The sequence below is a fragment of the Clostridium sp. UBA1056 genome, assembly GCA_002316385.1.
Classification (GTDB): domain Bacteria; phylum Bacillota; class Clostridia; order Clostridiales; family Clostridiaceae; genus Clostridium_J.
The window spans coordinates 6,477-26,782 of record DCDL01000022.1; the positions used below are offsets into that span (position 1 = coordinate 6,477).

At 29.0% G+C, this 20,306-nt stretch carries 17 protein-coding genes and 1 riboswitch; all 17 genes read right to left on the reverse strand.

Features of this window, described 5'->3' with window-relative positions; translation table 11 throughout:
• Positions 1–140: 140 nt before the first annotated feature.
• A complete protein-coding gene (locus B3W71_RS06070; RefSeq protein WP_346888048.1) occupies positions 141–1,154 on the reverse strand; it encodes a hypothetical protein in 1,014 nt (337 codons plus the stop codon).
• Between the two features lie 489 nt (positions 1,155–1,643).
• A complete protein-coding gene (locus B3W71_RS06075; protein ID WP_346888049.1) occupies positions 1,644–3,395 on the reverse strand; it encodes an ABC transporter ATP-binding protein in 1,752 nt (583 codons plus the stop codon).
• Between the two features lie 30 nt (positions 3,396–3,425).
• Positions 3,426–4,325: an ABC transporter ATP-binding protein gene (locus tag B3W71_RS06080; protein WP_346888050.1), complete on the reverse strand. Its 900-nt coding sequence runs from the start codon at positions 4,323–4,325 to the stop codon at positions 3,426–3,428.
• Positions 4,326–4,340: 15 nt separating this feature from the next.
• Positions 4,341–5,057, reverse strand: a complete 717-nt coding sequence (locus tag B3W71_RS06085) for a peptidylprolyl isomerase (RefSeq protein WP_346888051.1) — start codon at positions 5,055–5,057, stop codon at positions 4,341–4,343.
• A 4-nt stretch (positions 5,058–5,061) separates the two neighbouring features.
• Positions 5,062–6,291, reverse strand: coding sequence for an ABC transporter permease (locus B3W71_RS06090; protein WP_346888052.1), 1,230 nt, complete (start codon positions 6,289–6,291; stop codon positions 5,062–5,064).
• A gap of 12 nt (positions 6,292–6,303) precedes the next feature.
• Positions 6,304–7,620, reverse strand: a complete 1,317-nt coding sequence (locus tag B3W71_RS06095) for an ABC transporter permease subunit (RefSeq protein ID WP_346888053.1) — start codon at positions 7,618–7,620, stop codon at positions 6,304–6,306.
• Between the two features lie 161 nt (positions 7,621–7,781).
• A complete protein-coding gene (locus B3W71_RS06100) occupies positions 7,782–7,961 on the reverse strand; it encodes a hypothetical protein (RefSeq protein ID WP_346888054.1) in 180 nt (59 codons plus the stop codon).
• 82 nt (positions 7,962–8,043) lie between these two features.
• Complete coding sequence (locus B3W71_RS06105; protein WP_346888055.1) at positions 8,044–9,120, reverse strand: hypothetical protein; 1,077 nt, start codon at positions 9,118–9,120, stop codon at positions 8,044–8,046.
• Complete coding sequence (locus tag B3W71_RS06110) at positions 9,107–10,531, reverse strand: radical SAM protein (protein ID WP_346888056.1); 1,425 nt, start codon at positions 10,529–10,531, stop codon at positions 9,107–9,109. Before B3W71_RS06110 ends, B3W71_RS06105 begins: the two co-directional genes overlap by 14 nt.
• A gap of 459 nt (positions 10,532–10,990) precedes the next feature.
• A complete protein-coding gene (locus B3W71_RS06115; protein ID WP_346888057.1) occupies positions 10,991–11,308 on the reverse strand; it encodes a hypothetical protein in 318 nt (105 codons plus the stop codon).
• A gap of 368 nt (positions 11,309–11,676) precedes the next feature.
• Positions 11,677–13,206, reverse strand: coding sequence for a glutamine-hydrolyzing GMP synthase (gene guaA / locus B3W71_RS06120; RefSeq protein ID WP_346888058.1), 1,530 nt, complete (start codon positions 13,204–13,206; stop codon positions 11,677–11,679).
• Between the two features lie 23 nt (positions 13,207–13,229).
• On the reverse strand, positions 13,230–14,684 hold the full coding sequence (gene guaB / locus B3W71_RS06125; protein WP_346888059.1) for an IMP dehydrogenase: 1,455 nt from the start codon (positions 14,682–14,684) through the stop codon (positions 13,230–13,232).
• Between the two features lie 254 nt (positions 14,685–14,938).
• A riboswitch (purine riboswitch) is annotated at positions 14,939–15,036 on the reverse strand.
• Between the two features lie 288 nt (positions 15,037–15,324).
• On the reverse strand, positions 15,325–16,059 hold the full coding sequence (locus tag B3W71_RS06130) for a prepilin peptidase (protein WP_346888060.1): 735 nt from the start codon (positions 16,057–16,059) through the stop codon (positions 15,325–15,327).
• Positions 16,060–16,431: 372 nt separating this feature from the next.
• Positions 16,432–18,060 carry a chaperonin GroEL gene (gene groL / locus B3W71_RS06135; protein ID WP_346888061.1) on the reverse strand — a complete coding sequence of 543 codons (1,629 nt, stop codon included), beginning with the start codon at positions 18,058–18,060 and terminating at the stop codon, positions 16,432–16,434.
• A gap of 76 nt (positions 18,061–18,136) precedes the next feature.
• On the reverse strand, positions 18,137–18,421 hold the full coding sequence (groES, locus tag B3W71_RS06140; RefSeq protein ID WP_346888062.1) for a co-chaperone GroES: 285 nt from the start codon (positions 18,419–18,421) through the stop codon (positions 18,137–18,139).
• Between the two features lie 193 nt (positions 18,422–18,614).
• Positions 18,615–19,331 carry a TVP38/TMEM64 family protein gene (locus tag B3W71_RS06145; protein ID WP_346888063.1) on the reverse strand — a complete coding sequence of 239 codons (717 nt, stop codon included), beginning with the start codon at positions 19,329–19,331 and terminating at the stop codon, positions 18,615–18,617.
• Positions 19,332–19,379: 48 nt separating this feature from the next.
• Positions 19,380–20,267: a DNA-3-methyladenine glycosylase family protein gene (locus B3W71_RS06150; RefSeq protein WP_346888064.1), complete on the reverse strand. Its 888-nt coding sequence runs from the start codon at positions 20,265–20,267 to the stop codon at positions 19,380–19,382.
• Between the last annotated feature and the right edge of the window lie 39 nt (positions 20,268–20,306).

The following is a 20,306-nucleotide window of genomic DNA, read 5'->3' on the forward strand; positions in this document are numbered from 1 at the left end:
TTAGTAATATATTTTGCTAAAGTCCCAAGTTCGACTAGCCAAATCATAGATTACTTTTCTCGCTTTGCTCGCGAGGACGCTCCTTATCACATTCGTTCTAATGAGTAAGTAATCCTTAGCCAAATCATAGATTTGGAGGATTACTTGTATGCGGCGGCGTACCATTTGTAGTAGGCGCCGTATTTATCATCTATTTTTTCTACTTCGTAGAGTCTAAATATTATATATTGAGTCCAGTTATATCCTGGATTTGCTCCTATGGATAGAATTAAGAAAGATGCTCCAAAGGAACCAGTTACGGTAAATACTACTTCATTCCTTGCTTCTGCTGGTATGTGCTTATCTTCACTACAGATTCTAGAAATAGTGGCTCCAGTACTATTGGCAATATTAACTACTCCATAAGAGGATTGCCCACCCCTAGCATAATTAATTTTTGATATCTTATCCCTTCCTAATAAAAATTCTGTATATAAATATACCTTAGAATAGGATAATTCTGATTCAAAGGACCACTCTGATTCTTTAGCTTCCACCTCTCCATAGGAGTATGATACTCCATCTTCCATTAAGGTTTCCTCATAGGCCAGCTTAGATATAACTGGTGCTTTATGATTATTTTTGTTATTATTTAATTCTTCTTTTATTTTATTTTTATTATTATAGGTGATTTTTGAACCATCAGGGTAAATTATTTCATAGGATGATTTATTAGCAAATGTATTCATCACCTTTTCTGTATACTCTTCGCCACTGAATATATTCTTTAAAGACTTAAATGCCTTTTTTAAAGCTACTTTATCTCCTTTTAATATTTTATTTCTATAGTATTCTTTATTATTTCTAAATTCTCTATCAGATATATCTTCTATGGAATTATCTAATATTACTTCTAAATTATTCTCTTCTATCTCTTTGATTATTTTATCAAGCTTTATATAAAACTCAGCATCTTCTCTATTTAAGCCTTGCTTCATTAATTTTAATAATTCCTCCTCATTCACTGTGGAATTTCTTACTTTATCACATATTTCAACTATCCTCTTTTCATCATCTTTTGCCTTATTATTTTGTAATGCTAAAACCTCTATAGGCAAGTTAATTATAAAAGAAGTGATTAATATTATTAAAACCATCACCTTAAAATTTTTCACATCAGCACTCTCCATTTTTATGACTTAAGGCACTATCAAATAAATAATAGATCAGTTTTCTCGCCTATTTGCCACGAATACTGCGTCGTTAAAATCCTTGTCTCTTGACAAATATACTTCGAATCTTTGGTCTATTATTTATTTTCACATGCCTAAGTTTATTATTCCTAGAGAGCTGGGTTTAAATTCTAAGAAATTTTTTACGGCTTATTATTTATATAAATTTGTAGAAATTAGTGTTGTAACATTTTCTAAAAAAGAATATTTGACAATATTTTCCTGGAAATATTGAAAAATAGGGAGTGGTATTTTATTTACTGTTAGATATGTATAAATTTATATTTAATATATGATTTATTCTAATAGTTATTTTTTATAAAAATAAAGCTTCCATATAAGAAATTAAATCATCATTCTTATATGGAAGCTTTTCAAACTCTTGTATTTATACTACAAAATATTTCTCTACATTTTGTAATAATTCTTTTATTAAAATCCCTCATTATCTTTATTTAGTAGTGCCCTATACTCTGCACAATTGATTATTAATTCATCATGCATTCCATCACCTACTATTTCTCCATCTTTAAATACTAATACTCTTGACTTAGTAGATTCAATATTTTTAATTCTATGAGTAATATAAACTCCTATGGTATTTGAGCAATGTGTTTTTAGGACATTAAAAATATTCCTTTCTGATTTTGTATCTAAAGCAGATGTAGGTTCATCTAATATTATTAAATCATAATCTCTAATAAGTGCCCTACCTATAGCAACTTTTTGCCATTGACCTATTGAAAGTTGCTCACCATCAAACCATAATCCCATTTGTGTATCAATTCTATTTAAGTATGTTTCAACTTTAGTTTTCAATTCTATATTTTCTAATATTGAATAAATTTGTTGATCATTTTTTAATTGAGTAAGATTACCAAAAGCTATATTTTCACGCATAGTAAATTCATACCTATTAAAATCTTGAAAAACTGTACTTACTCTATTTCTCAAACTTTCAGCGTCTATATTTTTCAATTCTATATCATTAATTAAAATTTCACCCTGATAGTTATCATAAAGACCACATATAAGTTTAAGAAAAGTACTTTTACCACTACCATTTTCACCTACAATTCCCACTAATTCACCTCTAGAAATTGTAGTATTTATGTTTCTTAGAACCATATTATTTTTCCCACTATAAGAGTAAGAAAGATTTCTCAACTCAATTTTTTTAATTTCATCTATAGTTATTTTATCTTTTTGATTAATTTTATTATCATAATTCAACAATTTAAAATACTGATCTACATATAATAAGTTGTTGTATATTTCAGGTATCCTATTTAAAAATATATTTAAATTACTTTGAACTGTACTTATACTATCAATATACGCAACCATAGAACCTATTAAAATTTCGCCCCTCATGGTCATATTAGCTATATATAAAATAACAAAAATACTTATACCCTCTTCTAGTACACCTAAAGTAATGTCATAAATACTTTTTACTTTAATAATTTCAAAGTCTTGTTTTAATAATTTATTTTTTAATTTAGAAAATATATCTAATAAGTATCCTCCTAAATTAAACATCTTAATTTCTTTATAACTAACATCATTACTCAATAAGTAACTAATATACGATGTTTTACGTACATTCTTTATCCTAGCCATTCTCATCCTATAATTTCTCTTGCCTATTTTATAATTTAAAAACATGGATATTAATGGTGTTATTATAACCAATATGAATATTTTAGAATTCATGGTTAGTAATATTGATATTACCGATAGTAGTGAAGTAATCTGCATCAACATATCCATGATACTTTTATAAGTTAAATATACTTTTGTTTGACCTTCCATTTGTGCTTTACCCAACATATCATAAATATCAGAATTTTCAAAGTCCTTCAAATCTAAATCTACACATTTATTTAGCACATCTAAACTCATTCTATTGTCTAATAGTAATTGATGCTTTGAATTTATAATTCCAAAAATTATGGATATTAATAATATTGTTATGTTAATAGCAGCATATATAAGTAGTGATTTTATAAATATTGCTTGCTGAGTATTTGTATTAGTAATTGTATTAACTAGCAACTTAGTCGCATAAATTGAAAACCCAGAAGATACTCCCCTCAACAAAGTAAATAACATATTAAGAAAAAAATATAGTGGAGATATTTTATAGATATAAGAAATGGTATCTTTTAATGACTTTATCACAATTGCCTCCTAAAATCTAATGCATTTCTTTTATGTTCTATAAATTTCTTTATAAACCACTTCTATATCCTGCTTTTCCTTTGTAATATCTATAATATTTATACCATAGTCTAAAATAACTTTTAGAATTTTAGATATTAATTCTTCTTCAACTAGGTCAAAAACCAGTGTATCTTTTCCAAGTTTTTCGAAACTCAATTCTTTTAATTCATTATTTAATACTTCAACCGCTTTGTCCATATCAGCTACTTTAATTAAGTATTTTTGTTTTTCTAAAATATTCATAGGAGTCTCAATTATTTTTCCTTGGTTAATACAAATAAGTCTATCAGCTAATTTTTCTACTTCACCTAATTGATGAGATGAAAATAGGATAGAGATATCTTCATTTTTAACTAATTCTAATAAGGTATTTCTCAATTGAATAACTCCCGTTGGATCTAGGCCATTTGTTGGTTCATCTAGAATTAAAAATTTAGGTTTGCTTAAGAGTGCAATACCTAGTGCTAATCTTTGTTTCATTCCCATTGAATATCCATTAACATTTCTATCCAAATCCTCTTTTAATCCTGTAAATTCATATATTTCTTTTACTCTTTCTTCTTTTATATTTCTTAGACTGGCAAATAACTTAATATTTTCTCTACCACTTATATCTAAATACAAACCTGGTGATTCTATTAAAGAAGCCATTTTACTAAGAGCTAATTCTCTTTCCGTTTTTATATCATGTCCTGATATTGTAACTGAGCCACTATCTGGGAAAACAAGACTTGCTATACATTTCATAGTTGTAGATTTACCTGCACCATTAGGACCTACAAAGCCTACTATTTCATTATTATCAATAAAAAAAGATACATTATCTAAGACTTTTTTCTTTCCAAAAGTCTTATTAATATTATTAACTTCAACTAAATGATTACTCATACAGCACCTCCTATATCATATGTCTCCTTCATATTCATTTAATTCTATACTCTCAATTTCTATTATATCAAGTGGTTCATTCATAGATCCCACTTTAACTTCACGCATTTTTTCAATAGTATCCATTCCATAAAATACTTGTCCGAATACAGTAATTTCATCCTTGTTAACTACATTTCCACCGATTTTTTCAAATGCCTCTGTTATTTTCTCTGGAAATCCATAACTGCTTAGATCACTCTTTTCCTCATCCTCTAAGAAATCTTTATCAATTATACAGAAATTGCTGAAATTCTTCCCATCAGCCTTTACCCTCCTTGGTATAACTACACTTCCATAGAGCATGGCATAATTATCATCTGTTTCGATATCAAATCCACCTTCATATATGCTTTTGCCTTCATAATCTGGTTCTCCTATCTTACCTATACCAACAGATACTACCCCCATACTAGTAAAAGCATGACCTGAATAAAATCCTTCTTTTGCAAGGGTTTCAAAATTTTCAACAGCCTTAGGAGCTATATCTTCAAATAATCTCAATCTTATTTCTCCATAATTAGTCTTAATAATAGCTATTGTTTCTCCTATCTCAGGTCTTTTAAGTTGGTCAAGTTCTATATTTTCATAAGAAACATAATGATTACTATTTGCTTTATCTCCTTTATCACAGCTTATTAAACAAAAAGCTAATATTATAATAGTAAATATTGTTAACACTTTTTTATTCATTATTTTACTCTCCCTTAATTCCAACTAAATCTTTATTTTTAAACTTAAATGTAGTTATGATTACCATTAAAGCTGAAAGTAAAAGTTGTAGTAACACCCCATATGAATGATTTACCTTTAACTGAGATGACATTAAATCTTCATAGAAAATAAAGGATATTGGATTAAAAAATCTATTTGCATTCATAAACGCGTCTATAGAGTGCGTTATATATGATAGCATTAAAAGAGTAAGGAGTACGCCAAAACTTAGCATTTCACTGTTAGTTCCTACTGATAATGAAATACTAAATACAATAACAAATAATACTAAAACCATAAAGTTAATAAAATCAACTATCATTAATTTATACAATTGAATATATCCTTGATTCATATTGGTAATTATAGGATTTAGATTAGTTACACCTTCATTTATAGATAATGGATATAGCAATCTACCCCACCCAAATATAAAAGAAATTATCATAAATGCAATTGCCAACACCATTAGCATGATAAAACAAACTAGCATATATGATGCCAATATTTTAGATAGTAATATTGTTTTTCTCTTTATTGGAGATGTATAAAGAGTTTTGTAGCTGTCTTCTCTTAACTCAAGAGCATAAGAATCTACAACAAACAATAAAATGAATATTAAAACTACAATTAAATTAGATCCTGTAAAAAAATTCTTTAAAAAATTAGCTCCATTAAGTGTATATGGGTTGATGATAATTGAGGTATTAGACTGGAGTAAATTATCTATATATTCTATCTCACGATCTACTTGATCAATAGATAAACCCCTACTTTCTAAGTATTCAGCATCAATAGCTCCATTTTCAAATGCATTTTTCATACTAATATATCTCATTTTAAGAGCTTTAGTGAAACTAATTTCATCTTCTAATGATCTCTCATGTCCTTTCATTTTTTCAGAGAAGAAACTATTTATAAGCATATCACTGCTATGTTGAGATTGATAAAAATTACTCTCTGCCTGTATCTTTTTATATTCTTCGCTAGACTCATCTACACCTTTTAGTTTAATTGTATTAATGCTTATAATACTTCCATATTCTATCAAATTATATTCGCATATAGTGTGTTGATTTTTATCATATTCTTTCTCCTTGTAAGTTAAAGATATAGTGAAAACTATTACACATATTATAAACCCTAGGCATAATAGTTTATTTTTTTTTGATTTAATGTTTTTCCTCAACTCAAATTTTATTGCTTTAATCATTGAATCACCTACCTAACCAGTTATATCTTTTCTTTTAAGATAACTTGTACTAATTAAAATTGAAATAAATATGCCTATAAATAACACAGTGAAACTTCCCAGTAATGTAAAGTTAATACTTCCCGTTATTATTTTTGTTGCATTGCCCATACTAAAAATATTAAAGATGCTTGGGTAAAAATATGAGCTTATATATCCTATAGCATTAATAACTATCAATACTATTAATGATTTTATTTTGTCTTTGAATATTGAAGATACAAATACAGAAATAGTTGTAAGTAAGAAAGTATATACAAAAAACAATGATAAAGCTTGTATTAAAAATTTCCCAAAACTTATAAAAGCTACATTACTAAATAGGTTCTTTGCTAAATCATTATTGCTAATCTCCACAGGTCCCAAATAGGACTTTTGTAAGGTAACACGATATGCTTCTTTTAAATCCATTCCTTTTATATTCAAAGCATTCCATTGATTGTTATGTGTTAATATTGGTGTATCAAAGGAATGAAAGTTTGAAACAGCTCCTACAAATAAACTCAATACTCCGACTGTTACTACTACAATAAGGAAAATAGCTAAGAAGTTAGCTAATACCATGGTTATATAATACTTACTTCTCTTAAAAGGTTGAGTTGAAATATTTTTAGTTATCCCTAATCTATATTCATCACTAATGGAATTGAAACTAATTAAAACAACTACTACACATAGTATAATAGGTAAAATTTTATCTATCATATTATAAATAAAAGTCACATTGTTTAAGGAGTAATTGTCAATATACCTAATATCATTATTAAAAAGATCATATCTATATTTTATTTCTACACAATTACTTTTAAGTTCATCAACTGTAAGATTAGTTCTTGAATCTGAATTTTTATAGGTATCATATTCAATTTCAGGTAATAGTTCATTCCATATGTCAATAATATTGGCCTTTAAAAGCTCTTCTTCCTTTATGGAACAAAATAATTTAGTGTATATCATATTAACTATTAAATCATTTTTATAAGCTTCTTTATAATTGCCTTTCTCATAGCTATCCACTGCATTTTCTGCATATTCAACTAAATTATCCAACATATTTACTTCATTATGCCTTTGTTCTCTTAAATCGAGTTCTCTAATCGATTCTATGTGGGCTCTAGTACTACCAAGCATACTATACGATGCTGGAATCTCTCTATTGTATTTTATTTTGGAGTTAAAAAAGCTCATTTCTGTATATACATTTACTCCAAGAAAAGTGATTAACACAATTAATAAAAATGTTATTGGTTTTTTTAATGCTCTTTTGAACTCGTATTTAAATAAATCCAAATTAATTCACCTCCTAAGTTAAAACCTTAGAATTTTATAAGTTTTAAAATATATTGTACTTAGAAAATATTAGAGGATACTTTTTACACATATTTATCTAAACATAGTGCATGCCCTACTCACTATACTATAAGACTTATTAACCTATTTAATTTTTTTGTTTAATATGGCCCTGGTCCTCCTGTGGTTGATGACACGTTAGATAAACCCGAATAATCGTGCAATACCATTGCACTTGGTTTTTGTCCTGCGTCACAATTGCACATAGTAGTGCATCTACATACTCCCATAATATCACTAATTGTATTTTTATTGCCTAAATTACTGTTTAATTTTTTCATATATATCTTCCCCTTTCATGTATAGATTTCTGGCATGCAAAATGTTTATAACTAATTTAGTTTATCTATTTTATTATTTGTTCTACGATAAATCTTTTATAATTTTAGTTTTTAATCCCATAAACTCACTCAGATTATCTAAATACATAACATCCGACCTTTTTTCCTTAAGTTGCTTGATATTTTCCATCAATGGTTGTAAATCTGTATAAACCGGCCTATTTATATTTTCTACTACATGTTGCTCTGTATTAATTAATGTATTTGTAATACTAAATACATCAATTTCTTTATTAAATTCACTTATAATATGTTCATTTAATCCATCAAGAAATTCACTATTTGCCATATTAAAAGGAACCGTAGATATAATATAATCAGGCTTTACCGCTAGCCCCATTAGATGAAGATAGAGTCCAAAATTGTTATGCCAAAACTCATCCTTACGTAAAAGTCCACCTGGTATATCAAAAAATATGATATCTGGTGATTCACTAATCTCTAAGGCTTGAATAAATCTATTTAAAGAAATGATTCTCTTTGAAATATCTTTGCTATCTAAAAAATCTAATGGATAATTATATCCATTATTTAAGATACATTCCTTTTTATTTGATATAATTTTTACATTATAACTACTATCATTAAAAAAATCTGCTGTTATCATAGATATTAAAGTTGAATCAATAGTTTCAAATAGACCAACAACAAATATTACTATAGCTTTAACGTCCTCATAATACTTTGCATTTACTGTATTAAGACTATTTATTATATGCTCTAACTTATGTGCACCTTCTTGGTTTATTTTCTTAATATCATCTTTAAACTCTTCTAACTCGTCCAATGAATTTATATTTATGTTTCTATGAGTTGCATATTGAATAATTTTATTCAAATCATTGTTTAGTAACTCATAATTACCAAAGGTTGGAACTAGTATCTCATCATATTTATTTTGTTGCAATGCCTTGTCCAAATTAACAACATTTTTATTAATTTTTTCACGATTTACGCAATATGATAAATCCTTTCCTACAAGAGAAAGTCCTTCAGGCGACGCAAATGTTACATCCATATCTTTCTTGCAAAACAACTTTGCTAATGGATAGGTGTCCACTGTAAAAGGATATATTAACTTACTTTTATTTTTCTCCATGTTTTACCTCCATATAATCATTATTAAATCTAATGTACTCTATCAAATAATCATGAAATGAGGCCTTACAATCTCTACACTCGTTTATCATATTTGAAGTCTTATTAAGTAGTTTTTTTTCATAGCGTTTAACACAAATATTACAATACCTTATAGCAAAACATTCTAAACAATTATTCCCACCATTTTTCCCTATATTTAACATGTGATTTGTTTTTTCTTTACTTAATCCATTATCTACATTTCCTATTATATTAATTTGACATTCTTCGCTTACTCTTTCACAAGGATAAAAATTTCCATGGACATCCACCATTAATCTAGTATTACCTGGTATACATTGCCCTGAAGGACACGAAGTTTCCCCTAATCCACTACTAGGGTATAACCCATTAACTAATTCTTCTATAGATTTTAAAAACAAAGATCCATAAAAACTCATATTAATAAAAGGCTTTTTAGGATTATTTCCAGAAAACAAATACTCCATATAATCTTTTTTTCTTGAAGCATATTGTTCAAGGAATTCTTTAGAAATTGTATTTTTAGTTGTTTTATATCCATCATCTAACATTGAAGTTGATACCATTATTTTACTTAAGGCTTCATATTGTTCAAACAAATTTTCATATACATCAAGTCCATATTTAGGATCTATAACCATATTTATTAAAGTCGATTTAAAAAGTTTAGGTAGGTTTTTATATATGAAATTTATTTTATCTATAACATTAGAAAATACACTATTTGAAGATCCAGCATATTTTCTATTCATATCATTAATTTCCTGAGGACCATCCATACTAAATACTAAACTAAAATTATTTTCTTCAAGAAATTTTAGCATTTCATTATCCAATAATGTACCATTTGTAGTTATAGTATATTCAACCTTCTTTCCATAGAAAATACTCTTAGAATAATTAACAATCTCTTTCAATATTTTTATTTCTAAAATAGGTTCCCCTCCATAAAATCCAATTGTTACATATTCACTATCTACAGAATGCTCTTTTAAAAATGAAATTGCTTTTTGGGCTGTTGATATGTCTATTGATTTATTGCTATGAGTTCTATTAGTTCCATCATTTGAAGTATATGGACAATAAGAACACCTAAGATTGCAATTTTGAGTTAATTGTATTGTTAGTAATGATAAATTTCTAGAAATTAATGTGTCTAAAGAATTTGTAGTAGGATGTTCAATACTTTTAGCCCTATGCTCTGATAAATAACCCTTTTCTTTTAGTTGTAAAAGTTCATCATTTAGTTTAATTGCATTAGAATCATTATTCTTAATGCCCTCGAGTATTTTAAAAGATTCATTTGAAATTTTAATAATCTCATTTCTATTAACATCATAGAAATAAGATTCATTATCTACTAAAAAAATATGAATAAATGGATCCATCTTTTTCCTCCTATTAAATCAAATAAAATTTAAATTATTTCTTCTGTATTCTCAATAATTTTAAGGATGCACTAAATGTTATAATTTTATTTATTTGTATTTTATTGTTATAATGCATTTGTATTGATGTTAACATATAGTGTACTAAAAGTAAAATATTTCTTTACTACTTTTTTATACAATTAAACGAATACTTAATGTCATATTTAAAGTTACTTTTCAAGTTATTATAAGTATTCTGAAATAAGTAAAGAAAGTAGCTATAAAACTTCTAAATCATATAGAAATTTGTAACTACTTTCTTTTTTGTATAATTTAAATTAAACATATATCTTATATGAATATATTTTAAAAGTGTGATTTATTCTAACTCTACTTTTGAGTATCATCTTCATTTAATTATGAAGAATCACACTAGCTGTTCATCTGTTCATTAAGTATTTCTCACTAATAAGGATTTTAGAATGGAAATGGAGTAAAAAATAAGAATAATCTAGCTAAGTCTCTAAATGGAAAATGTCTACGTCTAAAACGTCTGAATCTTCTTCTACGACGACCAAATTGTTGTCGTTGTTGACCAAATTGATCTTCACCATCTTCCTCCATTACGTCCTCACCCATCAACATGGTAACACGCTCCGGATCTACACTTTCAATAATTCCATCCATCATAGTTCCATCTCTCATTACTAACATAACGTGACAGTACATATACTTTCTACATTCCTCATGTAACGATTGAGAATCTCTGTTATAATCGTGTATTTCTAGGCTCATTTTTAATCATCTCCTTTACAATACCATAGTATTTATATTTAAGGAAATCGTACCATGTTTATAAAAAAACTTTATAAAAAAATTCGACATTTTATCCTTTGATGTAATTTAAAGAATAATTTCGAAGCCACTTTTATAATATCTTCTCTATATCAGAAAACTAAAAAAGTAGCTATAAAATTCTAATTTACATAGAAAATTTATAACTACTCTTTTTATACTTAAAATTTCTTTGGGTGTGATTTATTTAAACATATAACATGTATAAATACATTTTGGTTTGGGTGATATTACTCTACCCAGCAATTGATAGAGTAATACCTGAGTCTATTAGAATATATTTATAGAATTTATCTGTGGAATAAATTTTACTCCCATTCTATAGTTGAAGGTGGTTTTGAAGTTATATCATAGACAATTCTGTTTACTCCATTAACTTCATTAACAATCCTCCTAGATACCTTATCTAGTACATCATAAGGGATTCTTGCCCAGTCTGATGTCATTCCATCAGAGGAAGTAACTCCTCTTAATGCTATTGTGTGGCTATAGGTTCTTTCATCACCCATAACTCCTACTGATCTTATATTTGGTAAGCAAGCGAAGTATTGCCAGATTTCACTTTCAAGACCTACATTAGCAATCTCTTCTCTAAATATAGCATCTGCTTCTCTTACTATGTGTAGCTTCTCTTCTGTAACTTCACCAAGTACTCTTATTGCAAGCCCTGGCCCTGGGAATGGCTGTCTCCATACTAAGTGATGTGGAATTCCAATTTCCTCTCCTACAGCTCTTACTTCATCTTTAAATAACTCTCTTAATGGCTCTATTAGTTCAAATTCTATGTCCTCTGGAAGTCCTCCTACATTGTGGTGACTCTTAATTGTAGCAGAAGAATTAGTTCCACTCTCTACAACGTCAGCATAAATAGTTCCTTGAACTAAGAAATCCATTTTACCAAGTTTATTTGATTCTTCTTCAAAAACTCTAATGAATTCTTCTCCAATAATTTTTCTTTTTCTCTCTGGATCTGAAACTCCTTTAAGTTTTCCAAGGAATCTTTCTTGAGCATTTACTCTTATTAGGTTCATATCAAAACCTTCTCTAAAGATTTTCTCAACTTGGTCTCCCTCATCTTTTCTAAGTAGACCATGATCTACAAATACACAAGTTAGGTTTTTACCTATTGCTCTATGAACAAGTACTGCTGCAACAGATGAATCAACTCCACCTGATAATGCACAAAGTACTTTTCTATCTCCAACTAATTTTTTAATTTCTGCAATTTTTTCTTCTGCAAAGGCAGACATAGACCAGTCTCCTCTAACTTCACATACATTGTATAGGAAGTTTTTAAGCATTTCTGTCCCAAATAAAGTATGCTGAACTTCTGGATGGAATTGAACTCCATAAAGTTTTCTTTCTTCATTTGCCATTGCAGCTATAGGACATTCATCTGTATAACCTATAATTTCAAATCCTTGTGGTGCGCTTTCTATAAAGTCAGTGTGACTCATCCAGCATTGTTTATCTTTAATTCCATCAAATAATTTATTATCTATTTTTAAGTTAACATCTGTTTTTCCATATTCTCTAACAGTAGCAGTTTTAACAACTCCACCTAAAACATGAGACATAAGCTGTGCACCATAGCATATTCCAAGGATAGGAATATTTAATGCAAATAATTCCTTATCTACTCTTGGAGCACCTTCTCCGTATACACTGTTAGGTCCGCCAGTAAATATTATTCCCTTTGGATTTAATGCTTTTATTTTTTCAACGGAAGTACTGTATGGAATTATTTCACAATACACTCCATGCTCTCTTACTCTTCTTGCTATTAATTGATTATATTGACCACCAAAGTCAACAACTAATACTAATTCTTTATCCATAAATTAAGCCCTCCATTTTTAGATTATTGATTTACACTATAGTTTGGAGCTTCCTTAGTAATTACTATATCATGTGGATGACTTTCTCTAAATCCAGCTGAAGTTTGAACTACGAAGTTTGCAGTTTCATATAAATCTTTTAGTGTAGATGATCCTAAGTATCCCATTCCTGAACGAATACCACCAATTAATTGGTATATAGTATCTACTACACTACCCTTAAATGGAAGTCTACCTTCAACACCTTCTGGTACTAATTTCTTATTATCTTCTTGGAAGTATCTATCCTTACTTCCGTTTGCCATAGCTCCTAAAGAACCCATTCCTCTATATACTTTGTAGCTTCTACCCTGATATATTTCTATTTCACCAGGTGCTTCAGCACAACCTGCAAACATTGAACCCATCATACAAATCTTAGCTCCAGCTGCTAATGCTTTAACGATATCTCCTGAATATTTTAATCCTCCATCAGCTATAACTGGTACACCTGACTTTTCAGCTTCTTCAACACAGTCCATAACTGCTGTAAGTTGAGGAACTCCAACGCCTGCAACTACTCTTGTAGTACAGATAGATCCAGGTCCTATACCAACTTTAATACAATCTGCTCCAGCATCTATTAAGGCTCTTGTTCCTTCTGCTGTTGCAACGTTACCTGCTATAACTTGAAGTTCAGGATATTTTTCTTTAACTTGTCTTACTGCATCTATAACTCCCATTGAGTGTCCATGAGCAGTATCTATTGTTATGACATCTACATGAGCTTTAACTAAAGCATCAACTCTTATCATCATATCCTTTGTAACTCCAACTGCTGCTCCACAAAGTAATCTTCCTGAAGCATCCTTTGCAGCATTAGGGAATTTAACTGCTTTTTCTATATCTTTTATTGTAATTAATCCTTTAAGGTTAAAATCTTTATCTACTAATGGTAATTTCTCTATTTTATGTTTTGCAAGTATTGCCTTAGCTTCTTCAATACTTGTTCCTTCTTTTGCAGTAACTAGATTTTCACTAGTCATTACTTCACTTACTTTTTTACTATAATCAGTTTCAAATACGATGTCTCTATTAGTAATAATACCAACAAGTTTACCATTTTCAGTTACTGGTACACCTGATATTCTATATCTTGACATTATATTTAATGCATCTTGTATAACATTATTTTTTCCTATGGAGAATGGATTTACAATTACTCCATTTTCTTGTCTTTTAACTGTATCAACTTCGCTTGCTTGAGCTTCGATGGACATGTTCTTATGTATGATTCCAATTCCACCTTCACGAGCCATAGCTATTGCCATCTTACTCTCAGTTACTGTATCCATTCCAGCGCTTATAAGTGGTAAATTAAGCTTTATTGTTTTAGTTAAGTTTGTCTTAAAGCTAACATCCTTTGGTAAAACTTCAGATTTATTTGGAACTAGTAACACGTCGTCAAAAGTGTAACCTTGTTTTAATATCCTTGCCATAATTTAAATCCTCTCCTTCTATATTTATTTTCTTTATAATGAATCTTAATTATACTTATATTCTCAAATCAATTGAAATTATTCCAATAACCTCTCTATAATGTTTTTACTTATCTCCTCAATCTTATAAAGATTAAATTTCAAATAAAAAAACATGCTTATTTTACTATCTAACTATAATATAAACCCTATGAGAATTTATATTACATAAATACAAGTAAAATTAAGCATGTCCATAAATTCAACGAAATACGAAACACGTTCATTTTACTCATAGTCAGAAATTCTTGGTTTCCGGTAGAAACTCCTTGCCATATTCAAGGGATATATGAGTTTTCTATTCATAATTTACTAATTGATTAAACCTATTTTATTTAAAATAAGCATTTTTGTCAAGGAAATCTTTTTAGCTAATTTTTAGATTTTGTAGAATTTTATCAATTTAGGTATCTGAAAATAAATAATAAGTCANNGGGTTCTGTTGACACAGTATAACACAAAATAAACGATCATTCTGACTTATTTATTTTTTGAAGATGCCTTATATAATAATTATACATCATTAACGACAGCTTTTCTATTAGAATCTATGATTACTTAATAAGTAATGGTAATTTAATGCATATTTATACCAAAAATCTTAAAATAAATAAGGTGATGCCTCTCCTACAATTAGCACTATATATGCTCCTATAGCTAAACTTGGTCCTAACGGAATGTACTCATTCTTTGATTTCTTTTTTAGTGCAATTAGAGTAACCGCAATTGTTCCCCCTATAATAAATGATATTAATAAAAAATATATTTCTAATTTCCATCCTAAAAATAACCCACATAGTACTGCTATTTCAATATCTCCAATTCCCATACCACCAGTTAAAAGATATATTAAACCAATGACTCCAAAACCTATTAAACCACCGATAACATAATTGCTTATGCTGTGAGAATAGATTGTAGCTTCCATAATAATAAAGACTATTCCCACCACCATTCCGCTATAAACTACGCTAGAATATACATCTGTAGTATCATAGTCTATAAGAGCTATTACTATTAAAAATATAGTTAAAAGGGAGTATTTAAAAAAGTTTACTGACATGCCGTATCTTAAATACACTCCCACTAATAAAATACCTGTAAGTCCTTCTACCAAGGGATATCTTATAGAAATCTTAGAATGACAGTATCTACACTTACCCTTAAGCCATAGATAACTTCCTATTGGTATTAAATCTTTCCATTTTAATCTGGTATTACAATTTCCACAATGAGATGGTGGACTAATTAATGACTCATTATTAGGTATTCTATAAATACATACATTTAAAAAACTTCCTATTACTATTCCATATAAAAATACTATAAAAACCATTATTTATTATCCTTTATATCAATTTATATTTTTAGGCTATTATACTATATTTTTACAGTTATGTATATAGATAAACAGAGTTCTTTGCTTCAGAGGAGTTTTTTCCCACTGAAGCTTACTAACAGNNGGGAAATCGTTATCCAGGGGCGTAGCCGATCTTTACTCCTACTTTAAATAAGATGAGAGTATTAGAGTGGGTAGTCATCGGACAAAAGAAAAACGACTAAACTTATAAAAGTTAGACCGCTACATTCTATATGTAATATCATAATTAATTTTATTTATATATATAATGAAGTTTTTTATCATATATATAAATAAGACTTCCATGAAAGCTTCATGAAAGTCTTATTGCTATTTTTCTATTTAATTTTAGTACATTCCGTCCATTCCCATTCCTGGGCCACCTGGCATTGGAGCTGGGTTCTTATCTGGAATATCAACAACAGCAGCTTCTGTTGTTAAGAATGTTGCAGCTACAGATGCAGCATTTTGAAGTGCGCTTCTTGTAACTTTAGTTGGATCAACTATTCCAGCTTTAATCATATCTACATATTGATCCTTTAATGCATCATATCCTATTTCTGTAGCTGAGCTTCTAACTTTTTCAACTACTACTGAAGCTTCTGCACCAGCATTTGTAGCTATTTGTCTTAATGGCTCTTCAAGAGCTCTTCTTACAATATTGATACCTACTTGGATTTCTGAAACATCTGAAGTTAGTTTAGCAACTGCCTCTATTGCATTGATATAAACAGTTCCACCACCTGCAACTATTCCTTCTTCAACTGCAGCTTTTGTAGCAGCAAGAGCATCTTCTATTCTTAATTTCTTTTCTTTTAATTCTGTTTCAGTAGCAGCACCAACTTTGATTACTGCAACTCCACCAGCAAGTTTTGCAAGTCTTTCATTTAATTTTTCTTTATCAAATTCAGAAGTTGTATCTTCCATTTGTTTCTTAATTTGATTTACTCTAGATGCTATATCTTCACTCTTACCTTTTCCATTTACGATAACAGTAGTTTCTTTAGTAATTTTAACACTATCAGCTTTTCCTAACATATCGATAGTTGCATCTTTAATGTCGTATCCTAATTCTTCTGAAATTACTGTACCACCTGTTAATATAGCTATATCTTCAAGCATTTCTTTTCTTCTATCTCCAAAGCCAGGAGCTTTAACAGCAACACATGTAAATGTTCCTCTTAATCTGTTAACTACTAAAGTAGCTATTGCTTCACCTTCAACATCTTCAGCAAGTATTAAAAGTTTTTTACCTTGTTGTACTATTTGCTCAAGAATTGGAAGTAACTCTTGGATATTAGATATTTTCTTATCAGTTATTAAAATGTATGGATTATCAAGTACAGCTTCCATCTTCTCTGTGTCAGTTACCATATATGCACTTAAATATCCTCTATCAAATTGCATACCTTCAACAACATCAAGTTCTGTTCCCATAGTTTTAGACTCTTCTACAGCGATAACACCTTCGTTACCTACTTTATCCATTGCTGTAGCTATTAGAGCTCCAACTTCTTCGTCTGCTGCTGATATTGCTGCAACTCTCGCTATGTCTTCTTTTCCATCTACTTGTCTAGAGTATTTCTTTATTTCTTCAACTGCTGTATCTACAGCCATTCTTATACCATTTCTTAATAACATTGGGTTTGAACCTGCTGTTACGTTCTTAAGTCCTTCTCTTATGATAGCTTGAGCAAGTACTGTAGCAGTTGTAGTTCCGTCTCCAGCTACATCATTTGTTTTGTTTGCAACTTCTTTTACAAGTTGTGCACCCATATTTTCATATGCATCTTCAAGTTCTATTTCTCTAGCTATTGTAACACCATCATTTGTTATAAGTGGTGAACCGAATTTTTTATCTAATATAACGTTTCTTCCTTTTGGTCCTAAAGTTACCTTAACTGTATCTGCAAGTATGTCTACACCTCTTTGCATAGCTCTTCTTGATTCTTCTCCAAATAAAATACTTTTAGCCATATTCATTTACCTCCTATGATATGTGAATTTCTTAGCTTAAAATTCAAGCTATTTTCTTTTCAATATATATTATTTCTTACTCTAATATTGCTAATATATCTTCTTGCTTTAATATTATATATTCTTGTCCTTCGAATTTAACTTCTGTTCCTGAAAATTTAGAGAATAATACTTTATCTCCTACTTTGACTTCCATTTTTATTTCTCTTCCATGAGAATAAGTTCCTGGTCCTACTGCAACGACTTCTGCCTCTTGTGGTTTTTCTTTTGCAGTACCTGCTAGAACTATTCCCCCTTTAGTTATTTCCTCAGATTCTAATCTTTTGATTACAACTCTGTCACCTAATGGTCTGATATTCATAAAAAACCCTCCTATTGTTAATTATTTATATAATTTTTTATTTATCTCTATTTATTAGCACTCGCAACTCCTGAGTGCTAACTATAATAATAATATATATAATTATTATTTTATAAGCAAATCTTTAATTCTAATAGAACCTGGTAAAACAAGTAAATATCTCAAATTATCTCTTTAATAGTACGATTTTCTCTTATTTTCTCTTATTTTTACCTTTATGTTTTAATGCTCTATGCAAAAAGTCTATAATCTTGTGTCCTCTTAATATTCCCACTAAGAATAAAGCCCCTGAAACTACTCCTATGACTATCATTGATATATAGTCTCCACTATGTATACCATGACCAAACATAGCAGATGTAATAATCCATGGTAATCTACCAGCAGAGGAATATATTATGAAATCTCTTAGAGTTATATTGGATATACCAGCTACATAAACTAATATATCTTTCGGTATTCCAGGTATAAAGTATATTACAAAGACGACTACATTATTACTTCCAGCATCTAATATCCTCTTCATCTTGGTTAAATTATTTTTTTCAATAAGTTTATTTATATATTTTTTCCCGCATAATTTAGCTATAAAATAGGCAACTACACTTCCAAGAATTATTCCTACAGCAGAGGCAATTCCCCCTACTAAAGGTCCAAATATATATCCTCCAGCTACTTGAACAACTTCTCCTGGTATAAAGAATATTATTACTTGTATCATTTGGAGAACTACAAATGCAATTATACTATAACTTCCAAAGGAAAGTATTAATTCTTTTAATTTATTTGGATCTCTAAAGACAGTAAATTCCTTTGAAAATTCCCAGTATCCTATTATTAGCAATACTATAACTATAGTCCATATTACTCCATTGGTTACATACTTTTTTATCTTATTTTTATTCTCCATACCTTTCCCACCTTGTATTACATTCGTCTATGAACTTTTTAAATACATTTATGCTATATCTATTTTTATATTATTCTCTCTGGCATAATAAAATAAGTATTGTTGTGCAAATCCTGATAAATTACCAAACTTATCTCTTGCAAACTGTCTTATCTTAGGTAGTGATACATCTGGTGCTACATAGAAAAACTGCATTGCTCTTTTAACCCATACATCTACTGGAAATGCTGAGTATTTACCCATGGAAAATAGCATAATGCAATCTGCAACCTTAGGTCCTACTCCACTAAAGTTTTTAAGTCCTTCATGACAACCATCATCATCACTTAATCTTATTTCATTTAAGTTATAGATACCATTAGATAAATCCTCCAGTGCCTTAACTATGTACTTAGCTCTAAATCCAACACCTAAAGCTTCTACATCTTCTGCTGTAGCTACACTAAATTCCTCTAGGGTTGGGAAAGCATAATATGTCTTACTCTTATATTCTATAGCCTTACCATAAGTTTTACTTATATTCTCTATAGCTCTTTTAATCATAGGAATTCTATTATTTGCAGATGTTATAAAAGATATTAACATTTCAAAAGGATCTTGTTGTAATATTCTTATTCCTGTACCGAATTCTACTGCTTTTTTTAATAGTTCATCCTTTTCTAATTCTCCTTTTATAGCTGAGTAATCTCTCTCTAAATCAAAGTAATTTAGCCATATATCATTAAAATCTTTTAAATCTGTATTATATATAACTACATCATCACCATTTTTTTCGACTTCAATAACTCTTCCAAAGGCTACCCCTATATAATTATTATTATCCTGCCTATTCCATCTAAAACATTGTCCGCAATCAAATATGTGTGGAAGTTCAAAATTTTTTACATCTTTTAATATAACTTTTCCTTTTTCTTCTATAGCTTCTTTAAAGTCCACTTATCTCACTCTCCTTCAAATAAGGCATCTGAAAATAAA

Excerpts from the sequence above, each read along its gene's own strand:
- B3W71_RS06085 (WP_346888051.1), bottom strand. The coding sequence starts at position 5,057 with ATGAATAAAAAAGTGTTAACAATATTTACTATTATAATATTAGCTTTT.
- B3W71_RS06090 (WP_346888052.1), bottom strand. The coding sequence starts at position 6,291 with ATGATTAAAGCAATAAAATTTGAGTTGAGGAAAAACATTAAATCAAAA.
- B3W71_RS06115 (WP_346888057.1), bottom strand. The coding sequence starts at position 11,308 with ATGAGCCTAGAAATACACGATTATAACAGAGATTCTCAATCGTTACAT.
- groES (WP_346888062.1), bottom strand. The coding sequence starts at position 18,421 with ATGAATATCAGACCATTAGGTGACAGAGTTGTAATCAAAAGATTAGAA.
- B3W71_RS06100 (WP_346888054.1), bottom strand. The coding sequence starts at position 7,961 with ATGAAAAAATTAAACAGTAATTTAGGCAATAAAAATACAATTAGTGAT.
- B3W71_RS06105 (WP_346888055.1), bottom strand. The coding sequence starts at position 9,120 with ATGGAGAAAAATAAAAGTAAGTTAATATATCCTTTTACAGTGGACACC.
- B3W71_RS06130 (WP_346888060.1), bottom strand. The coding sequence starts at position 16,059 with ATGGTTTTTATAGTATTTTTATATGGAATAGTAATAGGAAGTTTTTTA.
- guaA (WP_346888058.1), bottom strand. The coding sequence starts at position 13,206 with ATGGATAAAGAATTAGTATTAGTTGTTGACTTTGGTGGTCAATATAAT.
- groL (WP_346888061.1), bottom strand. The coding sequence starts at position 18,060 with ATGGCTAAAAGTATTTTATTTGGAGAAGAATCAAGAAGAGCTATGCAA.
- guaB (WP_346888059.1), bottom strand. The coding sequence starts at position 14,684 with ATGGCAAGGATATTAAAACAAGGTTACACTTTTGACGACGTGTTACTA.
- B3W71_RS06145 (WP_346888063.1), bottom strand. The coding sequence starts at position 19,331 with ATGGAGAATAAAAATAAGATAAAAAAGTATGTAACCAATGGAGTAATA.
- B3W71_RS06080 (WP_346888050.1), bottom strand. The coding sequence starts at position 4,325 with ATGAGTAATCATTTAGTTGAAGTTAATAATATTAATAAGACTTTTGGA.
- B3W71_RS06110 (WP_346888056.1), bottom strand. The coding sequence starts at position 10,531 with ATGGATCCATTTATTCATATTTTTTTAGTAGATAATGAATCTTATTTC.